Below are 11,855 nucleotides of genomic sequence, written 5' to 3' on the forward strand. Positions count from 1 at the left end.
AAGCGGGCGAGATGCTTCGCTGCGCTCTGCATGACCGTTCTTTTCCCATTGATTAATTTTTCGCTCCGCTCTGCATGACGTTCAGGGATGACTTCGAACTAATTCCCACTCCGCTCACGCCAGCAGTAAAAACGCCAGCAGCACCAGCGCCGCGCCGGTGATGAGCAGCCACGCCGCCACGCCCACTTTGGGCCACGGCGGGCGCGGCGCGGCCCCGGGCGGCGCGGGCAAACCCACCGGGCCCTGCTGGGCCACGGCCGCGTCGGTGATGGTGCCTTGCTCGCGCATCTTGAAGAAGCAGCGCGCCGTGGCGTAGGCGTCGGCCAGGGCGTCGTGGGCGTCGCGCAGGGGCTCGTGAAACAGCCGCTGGTGCAGCTCACCCAGCCGCAACGCGCGCTGGTGCGGGTGGCGCACCAGCCCGCCGGTGGCCCGCATGGTGCAAAAAGTGGGCAGCTGCTCCAGCGGGTTGGTCAGCCCGGCGCGGTGAAAGCCCACGCCCACCATGTGAAAATCGAGCTGCAGGAAATGGGCCACCACCAGCGGCTGGTAGTGCAGCAGGTCGCGGTGCAGGCGGCGCATCACGGCGTGCCGGGGCTGGCCGTTTTCGCGCAAAAAGCCCACCGTGAGGCCGTGCACGCTGCCCGCGGCCGGGCTCATGTCGTAGTCGCTGGGCTGGATGTAGTAGTTTTCGGCCTTCACCTGCCGGCCGTCGCGGGTGTACACCACCCAGGCCAGCTGCGCGATGTGCGGCCAGTTGGCGCGGCTCGAATACGGCTCACTCCAGTCACGCGGAATGCCCGAGGTTTCGGTGTCAACGAAAAGAAGGTACTCTCTCAATTTTTAGTGCGCAACGAGCAATGCTTTCGAATTAAAACAAACCATAATTTCTGGCTATTCATTGCTTTTTTTCCTGCTAACTGCTCACTGAAAAATCCCCCTGCCGCCCTTGCGACGACTCCCGCGCGAGCAATTCGGGCTGGAGCACGATTTTGCGGGGCGACGGCTGGCGGGTGCGCTCCTGCACCATTTCCAGGAGCAGGCGCATGGCGGCGCGGCCCATTTCCTCGCAGCGCTGGTCCACGGTGGTGAGCCGGGGCTCGGTGAGCGCGGTGAAGGTTTCGTTGCTGAAGCCGGCCAGGGCCACGTCCTGCGGCACGCGCAGCTGGTGCTCCTTGAGCACCTGCAGGGCCCCCACGGCGGCAAAGTCACTGGCCGAGAACACGGCATCGGGCCGTTGCGGCAGCGCCAGCAGCTGTTTCATGGCCGCAATGCCGTCCTCCAGCGCCATGTCGCCGAACACCACCAGCGCGTCGTCAACCGGAACCTGGTGGTCGCGCAGGGCTTGCAGGTAGCCCAGGTAGCGGTTTTTGTAGATGTTGAGGTGCTGGGGGCCGCCGAAGTGGGCAATGCGGCGGCAGCCCTGGGCGAGCAGGTGCTTCACCGACTGGTAGCCGCCCTGGTAGTCGTCGAGCACCACGGCACTCACGTCCACGCCGTCGAGGATGCGGTCGAAAAACACCAGCGGGATGCCGCGCTTGTTCACCTTTTCGAAGTGCTTAAAATCGCGCGTGGTGCGGGCCAGCGACACCAGAATGCCGTCGACCTGCGCGTTTATCAGCGTTTCAATGTTCTTTTTCTCGTGCGCGTGGTCCTCGTTCGACTGGCACAGCATCACGTTGAAGCCCGCCTTGTTGGCCACCGCTTCCACGCCCTTCATTACCAGGGCGAAAAAATGGCCGTCGATGTGGGGCACGATGACGCCCAGCGTATTGCTGCGGCCCTTGCGCAGGGCGGCGGCCAGGTGGTTGGGCTGGTAGTTGAGCTGCTCGGCCAGCTGGCCCACCCGCTGGCGGGTGGCTTCGCTGATGCGGGAATGGCCGCTCAGCGCCCGCGAAACGGTGGAAACGGCGAGGTTCAGCTCCTTGGCAATGTCCGAGATGGAAGCGCGTTTTGGGGCCAAAGCGGTAGGAAAACGTGGGGTAGTCGGTCAAAAGTAAACCGCGAATACTTCAAGTACCTCGCGCCTGGCGCCGCTGCTGGCAACCGCACCAGCCGGCCGCCATGCTGGGCGCAGCGAAGCATCTCGCGGGCCTCGTCGAACGATTGGTTTACTGCTGCACGCGAGATGCTTCGCTGCGCTCTGCATGACCGTCTTCTCCTTCCTCACCCCCTCACCTCTTTGTAGTGCACTTCCGACTGCTCGCGCAGCCGCCCGGCACTGAACTCCGGCGTGATGTCGCGCTGCGGGTCGCCCAGCATTTCGTAGCCCACCATGAACTTGCGCACCGTGGCCGAGCGCAGCAGCGGCGGGTAGAAGTGCAGGTGCAAGTGCCACTCGGGGTGCGCCTGGCCGTCGGTGGGCCGCTGGTGCAGGCCCGACGAGTACGGGAAGGAAATGCTAAACAGGTTGTCGTAGCGAATGGTGAGGCGGCGCAGGGCGTCGGCCAGGCCGTCGCGCTCGGCGGCGGTGAGCTGGGTGAGGTCCTGCACCGGGCGGCGGGCCACCACCAGCGTCTCGAAGGGCCACACCGCCCAGAACGGCACCAGCACCACGAAATGCTCGTTTTCGAGCACCACCCGCTCCTTCTTTTCCAGCTCCAGTTTCAGGTAGTCGGTCAGCAAAGTGCGGCCGTGCTCCTGGAAGTAGGCCAGCTGCTGCGCGGTTTCCTTGGCGGGCTCGCCGGGCACGGTGCGCTGGGCCCAAATCTGGCCGTGCGGGTGCGGGTTCGAGCAGCCCATCACCGGGCCCTTGTTCTCGAAAATCTGCACGTAGTTGATGTCGGGCCGGGCGCCGAGGGCCTCGAACTCCGCCGCCCACAAGTCCACCACCTGCCGGATGGCGGGCACGCTCATCTGGGGCAGGGTCAGGTCGTGGCGCGGCGAGAAGCAGAGGACCCGGCAGATGCCCGACTCGGCCTCGGCCCGCAGCAGCCCGCCTTCGTTGATGCCGCCGGTGGGCACGTCGGGCTGCAAAGCGCCGAAGTCGTTGTCGAACACGAACGTGCTGGCGTAGGCCGGGTTCACCTCGCCGCCCACGCGCGGGTTGCCGGGGCAGAGGTAGCAGGTGGGGTCGTAGGCGGGGCGCTGGTCGGCCTCGGGGGCTTCCTGCTGGCCCTGCCAGGGGCGCTTGGAGCGGTGCGGCGACACCAGCACCCACTCGCCGGCCAGGGCGTTGAAGCGGCGGTGCGGGTGCTCAGTGGAATCAAAAGCAGGCATATTTTCAATTAACAATTAGCAATTAGCAATTAACAGTGAGCAAACAGCCCGTCATGCGGAGTTGGTCGAGGCATCTCACCCGCGTCGTTCACGCGGCAACCTCACCCCCGGCCCCTCTCCCAAAGAGAGGGGAGCCGGACGCCCGCGCCGAACCGGTGCCCCCTCTCCGCGGGAGAGGGGGTCAGGGGGTGAGGTGGACGCATGAACGAAGCGGGCGAAATGCTTCGGCCAGCTCCGCAGGACGCGCTATCGGATTACCGAGCGACTACGCCGCCGTTGTTGCAACCACCGCCTCCCCCACCCCGTCCACGATGGTCGTCTGGTAGGTTTCCGGCACCCGCCCGAACCGTTGCCGGTAGGCCGCGCCCACGCTGGCAATAAAGCTGTCGACCTGGTCCGGCGCCACCAGGTTGATGGTGCAGCCGCCGAACCCGCCGCCCATCATGCGGGCCCCGAACACGCCGGGCGCGGCCCGGGCCGCCTCCACCAGCACGTCCAATTCCACGCAGCTCACTTCGTAGTCGTCGCGCAGGCCGGCGTGGGAGGCGTACATCTCGCGGCCAAAGGCGGCCAAGTCGCCGGCCACCAGGTGCTGGCAGGCGGCTTCGACGCGGGCGTTTTCCCGCACCACGTAGGCGCAGCGGCGGTACACGGCAGGGTCCAGCTCGGCGCGGTGTTTGTCGAGCTGGGCCAGGGTGGCATCGCGCAGGCTTGTTACTTCGGGGTGGTGGCGCTGCAGCACGGCCACGCCGCGCTCGCACTCCTGGCGGCGGGTGTTGTAAGCGGTGCTGGCCAGGCTGTGCTTCACGCCTGAGTTGCAGAGCACGATGCGGCAGGCCCGGGTGTCGAACGGAAAGTAGGCGTAGTCGAGCGAGCGGCAATCGAGCCGCACCACTTGGCCGGCGCGCCCAAACAGGCTGGCAAACTGGTCCATGATGCCGCACAGCACGCCGGCGTAGGTGTGCTCGGCTTTTTGGGCCATGCGGGCCAGCTCCATGGGTGCGAGCCCGGCGCCCAGCAGGTGGTTGAGGGCGAAAGCCAGCCCGCACTCCACGGCGGCCGACGACGACATGCCCGCGCCAATCGGAATGTCGCCGCCAAACACGCAGTCGAACCCCGGCACGGCCAGGCCGCGCGCCTGGAACTGCGCGGCCACGCCCAGCAGGTAGTTGGCCCAGTGGGTGGCGCTGGGGCTGATGTCGGCCGCGCTGGCCAGGTTGAAAATTTCGCCCAGGTCGTGGGCCACCAGGCGAATTTCGGCGCGCCCGTTCAGTCCCACGGCAAACACCATTTCCTTGTCGATGGCCGCCGGCAGCACGAAGCCGCCGTTGTAATCCGTGTGCTCCCCAATCAGGTTGACGCGGCCCGGCGCGCGCACCAGCAGCGGTTCGTAGCCGAAACGCTGGAGAAATTCGGCGTGCAGGTCGGAGGCGAGCGAAGCAGGCATGGCAGGTGGTGGGGTTGAGGTGAGAAAGAAGGAAGAATGGTGAACCGGACGCTACCGTGGTACGCAGTTAGCAGCAGGCGCGGGCAACGGCGCGCGAATATTACCCGAAAACCGGCACCTACAGCCGTTTTCAGGTTCGTGTACATGGCGTGGCCGGGAAACCTCACCCCCGGCCCCTCTCCCGCGGAGAGGGGAGTCGGACGACCAACACACGAACCTGAGAATTGCTCCAGCTTCACCAAGTGCACAAACCTTTGCAGTTGGCCATTACCTCCTCGGCCTCGGCCCGCAACCGCACAGTTCGGCCCGAATGCCAGCAGCCGGGGCCGCTGATTTTTTGCGCAGTGCCGCAGGCAGCGTTTTCAGGTGCCAGCCGCGGCGAGCCCCGTTACCGGGAACATATTCTTTTTCATTCCCCGCGAGCGTGCTGGTACGCGCTACTTTTCCGCCTCTCATCCCCCCGACGGGCCATTCGATTGCGCCGCTAAGGGCCGCGGCGCCAGCCAAGGCCCCCGCGGCAACGTGTTTGTGGACGGCAAAGACGTGCTGCGCCGGGAGCAGGGCAGGCCCGCAACCCGCCGGCACCGACCTTACAAAGCTGCAAACCGGCGACCAGGTAACCAGCCGCCAAGTGGTGGTGAACCGGGTCTTCGCCCCTTTTGGTACGCAAAAGAAGGCGGCTTCCCTGCGGAGCCGCCTTCTTTTGCGTCCGGCCGGCGCGTTGGCTTACTGCGCCAAGGGTGCAATCTCAAACCCGGCCGCTTCCACGGCGCGCACCACCCAGGCCGGGTCGGCGGGGGTGGTAATGGTCAGGATTTTGTCGGCTGAAGCGGTGTCTACCTGCCAGTTGTTGGCGCCTACTTCCTCGTTGAGAACGGGGCTGACGGCCCTGATGCAGTTGCCGCAGTTGATGGTGGTTTTAAAGCGAAGGGTTGACATGGGGAAAAGGTTAGGAGCCCGGGCGGCCGATGCAACCCCCGGGCAGAATGCCCCGCCCGGGCCACGATGAAAGCAGGAGGCAGCACAAAATTAACGGTTCGCGGGAAGCCATTTGGTGCAGAATTGTCCGGTAAACCAGCATAATTCAGGCGCCTGCTCCGCCGCGTGCTGGGTTGCTGCACTCGTTTCGGGGCAAGCCTGCCACCAGCTGGGCCGGGCGCCGCGGGTGGCGGGAGGCCGGGCTTCGCGGGGCCAACCCCGGGCGGCCTACGCGGGCAGGTCGAAGCTGACGATGGTGCCCCGGCCCAGTTGCGAGTTAATCACCAGCTCCCCGCCGAGCAGGGCCACGCGGTTGCGCACGCCGGCTAGGCCGATGCCGGCCAGCGGCTGCACGGCCAGCGCGGCCGGCTCGAACCCGCGCCCGTCGTCCTCCACGCTCACCTCCACGCGGCCGCGCTCGTGGGCCACGTGCACCACCGCCTCCGTGGCCTGGGCGTGCTTCATCACGTTGTTCAACAGCTCCTGCACCATGCGGTACACCGCGATTTCGACCCGCGGGGGCAGGCGCCGCTCCAGGTCACCCAAGTGCAGGCGCACGGGCAGGCGCGCCGGCGCAATGCGCTTCACCAGCTCTTCCAAGGCCGTGCGCAGGCCAAAGTCTTCCAGGATGCCGGGCGTGAGCTCAAAGGAAATGGTGCGGGTGGCCTTGATGGCTTCCTCCAGCAGCCGGAGCGACTCGCGGGGCTGGGCGGGCACGCCGCCGCGGCCCTCCAGGCTGAGCTTGGTGGCGTACAGCAGCTGGCCCAGGCCGTTGTGCAGGGCTTCGGCAATGCGCTTGCGCTCCGTTTCCTGGGTGATGAGGATGGCGGCCAGCACCTCCTGCTGCTGGCGCAGGCGCAGCTGGGTGGCTTCCTCGGTCAACCGGTCGCGCTCGGTCACGTCGCGCACGATGATGAGCGCGCCGCTGGGCTGCTCGCCGCCGTTGGGCTGCAGGGGCACCAAAAACACGTCGCAGCGCCCGGGGCGGGGCGGAAACGACTGGCCAAAGCGCGTCCCCCGCTCGCCGGCCAGGACCCGGGCCAACGCCTGGTGGGCCTCGGCGTCGAGAAACGGCAGCACCTCGAACACCGACCGGCCCAGCACAGCGGCGGCATCCGGCCCGAAGTAGCGGGCGGCCTCGGCGTTCCAGGCCGTGATGCGCCCGCCGCGGTCGAGGGCGATGATGCCGTCCACGGTGTTTTCGAGCAAGCTTTCGGTAAATTCCTTTTCCTGGCGCAGCGCGTTCTCGGCCTCGCGGCGGGGCGTCACGTCGCGCACGATGCCGATGAGGCGCCGGGGCTGGCTCTGCTCGTCGGAAATGACCTTGCCCAGCGCCGCCACGTAGCGCACCCGGCCGTCGGGCCACCGGATGCGGTGCTCCAGGTCGAAGGCGGTGGGCTCCGCGAAGGCCCGGCGCAGGCCGGCGGCCAGAGCGGGCAGGTCGTCGGGGTGCACGGCGGCGCGCAGCACCTCCACCGACACCGGGCCCGGGCCGGAGTTCAGGCCGAAAACGGCCTGGGCGGCGGCGTCCCAGTAGAGCTGATTGGCGGCCATTTCCCACTCCCACACGCCGCTGGCCGAGGCTGCCAGGGCCATTTGCAGGCGCTCCTGGCTCAGGCGCAGCTCCTCTTGGGCGGCGCGGGCGGCCGTCACGTCGCGCCACACGATGTGCACCAGCGGCGTGGGGCCGCCCAGCTCAATGGGCGTGAGCACGGCTTCGACCACTATTGCTTCGCCCGATTCCCGGCGCATCCACGCGTCGTAGCGCCGCGAGCCGGTGCGGATGGCTTCGGCCACGTTCTCCCGGAAGTGGTCGAGGCTGCGGCGGCCGTCCGGCTGGTAGTCGGGCGCAAAGGCCCCGGCTTCCCGGCCCACCACCTGGTCCTTACGTTCGGCCCCGAGCAGGCGCAGGGCGGCCTCGTTGCAGTCCACGTACTGGTGGCCCTGCAGCAGCGCCACGGCGTCGTTGCTGTCGGCGAAGAGCCGGCGGAAGCGGGCCTCGCTGGCCGCCAGCGCCTCGGTGGCCTCCTGGCGCCGGGCCGTGACGTCGAGCACGGCCAGGCGGCAGTGCGGGCCACTGGGCGCGTCGGCCCGCAGGCCCTCCAGCTGGGCGTAGAACGACGGGCCGGCTTCGCGCTGCAGCAGCAACTCGCAGCTCTGGGTGGTGTCGGCGGCGAAAACCCGGGCCAGGAACTGCCCAAACTCCAGGCGGTGCGCCGGGGCCACCAGCAGGGCAAAGTGCCGCCCCACCAGCCGCTGCCGCACGGTGCCCAGCTGCTGGCTGGCGCAGAGGTTGAGCTGCACCACCGTGCCGGCGGGGGTGAGGGTGAAATAGCCCACCGGGGCAAAATCGTACAGGTCCACGTACTGGGCGCGGGCGGTTTGGGCCTCGGCCTGGGCCAGCAGCAGCTCCTCGTACTGCATTTCGAGCTCTATCTGGTGCACCTGCAGCTCCTGCACGAGGCGTTGCGCTTCGGCCGGCGAGTGGTGGTCAGCGGCCTGCGTCATGAGGTGGAGGCGCTCCTCGGCGCGCGCGCGCAGGGCAAGCAGGGCCTCGTGCGGACCGGAACGGGCCGCCGGGGCGAGGTCATCGGTTCCCATAGCAAGGAGAAAAGCTCAAGTAGTTCGGGAAGATACTCGTTCCGCACGACAGCCCAAACGGTTGCCCCCGGCAGGGAGTCCGCCCCGGGGCCGCGCCGCTGCCTCTCGTCACGAGCTCGGTTTTTTTACGGGGGATAAATACGGATGAGACGACCAAACAAACGCTTTACCCGGCAGTAAAATAGGTATTTCGCTCCTTGAATTTCCGCTTGCCGCCGCCGAAATTTGTACGGCAACTTCCCGGGTAAGCTTATTTACGAGTCCCATGGCTTACGATTCCCGATTCGGCCCCAACGCCCAAACTCCGCAGCAGCGGGCCTTCGTGCTGGCCCAGCTGCAAGCCACCGTGCCCCGCCTCAAAACCAAGGCGACGGCCTACGCCCGCCAGCTCTACGACCGCTACGTGGCCGGCGAACTGACCTGGGTCGACGTGCGCCAGGCCCTGGATTCGGCCGGCCGCCAACAACCGGCACTTTGAGGTAAAAATCCCGGCGGGCCGGCTCCGGCCGGGCCAGCCCGGCCGGGCGCCCCGCCCCGCTACGCTTCCTCCGGGCTCACTTCCTGCACGCCCAGCAGCAGGCGGCCGGTTTGGGCGCCCCGGCTGGTGATGCAGCGGCCGGAAAGCAGCAGTTGCCGGGGGCCCGCCCCGGGGAAATTCGCCGTGAGGGCAAAGTTTTCAAACGGCTCGCCGGGGTGGTGCAGGGCCTCGTCGAGGCGCGCGCGCAGGGCGGGCAGCTGCCAGGCCCCGCCATCGAGCTCGCGCAGGAGCTGGCCCTTGGCGCGGGCGGGGTCGAGGCCGAAGAGCGCGGCAAAGGCCCGGCTGATGGCCAGCACCCGCTGCTCGGCGTCGAGCACCAGCAGGGGTTCGCGCAGGGTTTCCACGATGCTCTCGGCGAAGCGGCTGCTTTCCTGCAGCTGGGCTTCGAGGCGCTTGAGCCCCGTGATGTCGGTGAAGGTGATGACGGCGCCGCTGATGTAGTTGTCGAGGGTGCGGTAGGGCAGGATGCGCATGGCGAACCACTCGCCCTGGGTGGTCTGGATGTTGGCTTCCACGGTCACGAGCCGGTCGAGCACCGAGCGCACGTCCGCGGCCAGGGTTTCGTGGCGCAGGGTGTGGGCGAAGTGCGTCACGGGCCGGCCCACGTCGGCCGGCAGCAGGCTGATGATGCGGCGCATGGCCGGCGTGAAGCGCTTTATCACCATCTCGTTGTCCAGGAAAACCGTGGCAATCTCGGTGGCGTCGAGCAGGTTCTTCATGTCGTTGGCGGCCTCGCTCAGCTCCTCGGTTTTGCTCAGGTACTGCACGTTGAGGGTCATGAGCTCCTCGTTCAGGCTCTGCATTTCCTCCTTGTTGGTCATGGCCTCCTCGTTGGTGCTTTGCAGCTCCTCGTTGGCGCTCTGCAGCTCCTCGTTGGCGCTCTTGAGCTCTTCCACGCTGCTTTCCATCTCTTCAATGGTGGTCTGGAGGCGGATTTTGGTGTGGCGCAGCTCTTTCTCCAGGGCCTGCAGCTGGGCGTCGGGGCCGGGGTCGGCGGCGAGCAGGGCCCGGCCCAGGCGCACTTTGCGGGGCGTGGGCTGGTCCTCGAACACCACCAGCAGCAGGCCGGCCAGGGCGGCGCCCTCGTCCAGCACCTTCACCGTGAGGCGCACCAACTGCACGCCGCTGTCGGTGCGCAGCTTCACGTCGTTGGCCACCACGTCCAGGCGCGTGCTGGCGGCCTGGTGCACGGCCGCGCTCAGCTCGTAGTTCAGCTCTTCGCGGGCCATGTCGAAGAGGTTGAGGCCGCTCAGGCCGGGCGCGGGCTCCAGGTAGCGGCCGGTGCGGCCGTTCACGTACAGGATTTCGCCCTTGGCCGTAATCACCACGGCGGGCGGGGAGTATTGGCTCAGCAGCACGCGCTGCACCAGCGCGGCGAAGGGGCCTTCTTTGCGGGAGAGTTGGGGCGTCATAGGACCAGCGTCGGAAGCGGGCGGCGGAACGGGCGCCCGGGCCTGAAAAAAAGGAAAAGCGGCGAACCGGGCAATGGAAGAAGCCACTTCGGTGCGCCGCGAAATCTTCCACTTCGGGTCCAGGGCCTGAAAAAGGTCCTGGAAGCCGCTAAGGTTTTCGCTGGGCCCCAAAAACAGCAGCCCCCCGGGGTTGAGGGCGTAGTGAAACACGGGAATGAGGGCTTTCTGCAGGTCCGCGCTCAGGTAGATGAGCAGGTTGCGGCACACCAACAGGTTGAGCTTGGTGAAGGGCGCGTCCTTGTTGAGGTCGTGCACGGCAAACATCACCAGGTCGCGCACCTCTTTCTTGATGCGGTAGCCGCCGTCGGTCTTGACAAAAAACCGGTTCAGGCGCTCCGGGCTCACGTCGGCCACCAGGTTGTCGGCGTAGTGGCCGGCCCGGCCCACCTCGATGCCGGCCGGGTTGAGGTCGGTGGCAAAAATCTGAACGGCCAGCCGCTGGGCGGGGTCCACGCCGTCGAGGGCTTCGCGCAGCAGCACGGCCAGGCTGTAGGCTTCCTCGCCAGTGGAGCAGCCCGGGGCCCACACCCGGAACGTGCTACCCGCCGGCTGCTGCCGCAGCACGGGCAGCAGCCGCAGCGCCAGCTGCGCAAACGCGTCGCGGTCCCGGAAAAACTTGGTCACCCCAATCAGCAACTCCTTGAACAGGGCCTCCACTTCCATTGGGTTTTCCTGCAGCAGCCGCACGTAGTGGGTGAATTCCCCAATCTGATGCGCGCTCATGCGCCGCTCGATGCGCCGGAACACGGTGTTGCGCTTATAGAAAGAAAAGTCGTGGCCGGTTTTGGCGCGAATGAGGCTGAATATTTTTTGCAGGGCGTGGGCCGGCTTGGTGCCGCCCTCGGGGGGGTCGTCGCGGCGCGGGCGGGGGCCGGGGTGGCGCACGTACTCCAGCAGCTTGGCCGGCAGCTGGGCGGCGGGCAGCACGTAGTCCACAAACTCGGTGGCCAGGGCCGAGCGCGGCATGGCGTCGAACTCGGCCGTTTCGGGGGCCTGCACCATCACCATGCCGAAGTTCTCGACCACCATTTTCAGCCCCAGCGTGCCGTCGGTTCCCAGCCCCGAGCAGATGACGCACACCGCGCGCTCGCGGGCGTCCTTGGCCAGGCTCTGAAAGAAGAAGTCGATGGGCAGGCGGCGGCCCTTGGGCTGGGTGGGCACGAACAGCAGCAGCATGCCGTGCAGGATGCTCATGTCGTGGTTGGGCGGGATGACGTAGACGTGGTTGGGCCGCACGCGCAGGCCGTCGGCGGCTTCCCGCACCGGCATTTTGGTGTAGTGTTGCAGCACCTGGGCCAGCTCCGAGGGCTGGTCGGGCGAGAGGTGCATCACCACCACGAAGGCCACCCCGCTGTCGGCGGGCATGGCCCGAAAAAACTGCTCAAACGCCGCCAGCGAGCCCGCCGAGCCGCCCAGCCCCACCAGCGGAAAGGCGGCCCCCCCGGCGTCGATGCGCGCCGCCTCGCGCAGCAGCAGGGGCGTGGCGGGTTCGTCGCCGTCCCGGGGCAAGTCGGTGGACGGGGTCAGGGCAATGCCGGGCTCGGGAACGGGCGGAAAGTCGTGGGGATTCATGGCTGCAAGGCTGGGGGCCACCCGCCGCCGG

The 11,855-nt window shown here is 67.4% G+C and carries 8 protein-coding genes; 1 reads left to right on the forward strand and 7 read right to left on the reverse strand.

The window, feature by feature from the left end; genetic code table 11:
• Nucleotides 1-114 precede the first annotated feature (114 nt).
• The 6 genes from RMO51_RS13410 to RMO51_RS13435 all read right to left on the reverse strand — a co-directional run bounded on the left by RMO51_RS13410 (nucleotide 115) and on the right by RMO51_RS13435 (nucleotide 8,242).
• Nucleotides 115-837, reverse strand: coding sequence for a 3'-5' exonuclease (locus RMO51_RS13410; protein ID WP_310395404.1), 723 nt, complete (start codon nucleotides 835-837; stop codon nucleotides 115-117).
• A 76-nt stretch (nucleotides 838-913) separates the two neighbouring features.
• Nucleotides 914-1,960, reverse strand: a complete 1,047-nt coding sequence (locus tag RMO51_RS13415) for a LacI family DNA-binding transcriptional regulator (protein WP_310395406.1) — start codon at nucleotides 1,958-1,960, stop codon at nucleotides 914-916.
• A gap of 203 nt (nucleotides 1,961-2,163) precedes the next feature.
• Nucleotides 2,164-3,216 carry a UDP-glucose--hexose-1-phosphate uridylyltransferase gene (locus RMO51_RS13420; RefSeq protein ID WP_310395408.1) on the reverse strand — a complete coding sequence of 351 codons (1,053 nt, stop codon included), beginning with the start codon at nucleotides 3,214-3,216 and terminating at the stop codon, nucleotides 2,164-2,166.
• Nucleotides 3,217-3,481: 265 nt separating this feature from the next.
• Complete coding sequence (galK, locus tag RMO51_RS13425) at nucleotides 3,482-4,663, reverse strand: galactokinase (RefSeq protein ID WP_310395409.1); 1,182 nt, start codon at nucleotides 4,661-4,663, stop codon at nucleotides 3,482-3,484.
• Between the two features lie 726 nt (nucleotides 4,664-5,389).
• A complete protein-coding gene (locus RMO51_RS13430) occupies nucleotides 5,390-5,602 on the reverse strand; it encodes a hypothetical protein (protein ID WP_310395411.1) in 213 nt (70 codons plus the stop codon).
• A gap of 267 nt (nucleotides 5,603-5,869) precedes the next feature.
• Complete coding sequence (locus tag RMO51_RS13435; protein ID WP_310395414.1) at nucleotides 5,870-8,242, reverse strand: PAS domain S-box protein; 2,373 nt, start codon at nucleotides 8,240-8,242, stop codon at nucleotides 5,870-5,872.
• Nucleotides 8,243-8,507: 265 nt separating this feature from the next.
• Between RMO51_RS13435 and RMO51_RS13440 the strand changes: the two genes are divergently transcribed.
• Complete coding sequence (locus RMO51_RS13440) at nucleotides 8,508-8,720, forward strand: hypothetical protein (RefSeq protein WP_310395415.1); 213 nt, start codon at nucleotides 8,508-8,510, stop codon at nucleotides 8,718-8,720.
• 59 nt (nucleotides 8,721-8,779) lie between these two features.
• Here RMO51_RS13440 and RMO51_RS13445 read toward each other — a convergent pair whose 3' ends face one another.
• Nucleotides 8,780-11,824 (reverse strand): chemotaxis protein CheB, encoded by a 3,045-nt coding sequence (locus RMO51_RS13445; protein WP_310395417.1) that lies wholly within the window; start codon nucleotides 11,822-11,824, stop codon nucleotides 8,780-8,782.
• Between the last annotated feature and the right edge of the window lie 31 nt (nucleotides 11,825-11,855).

It is taken from the genome of Hymenobacter sp. (assembly GCF_031398885.1).
Classification (GTDB): domain Bacteria; phylum Bacteroidota; class Bacteroidia; order Cytophagales; family Hymenobacteraceae; genus Hymenobacter.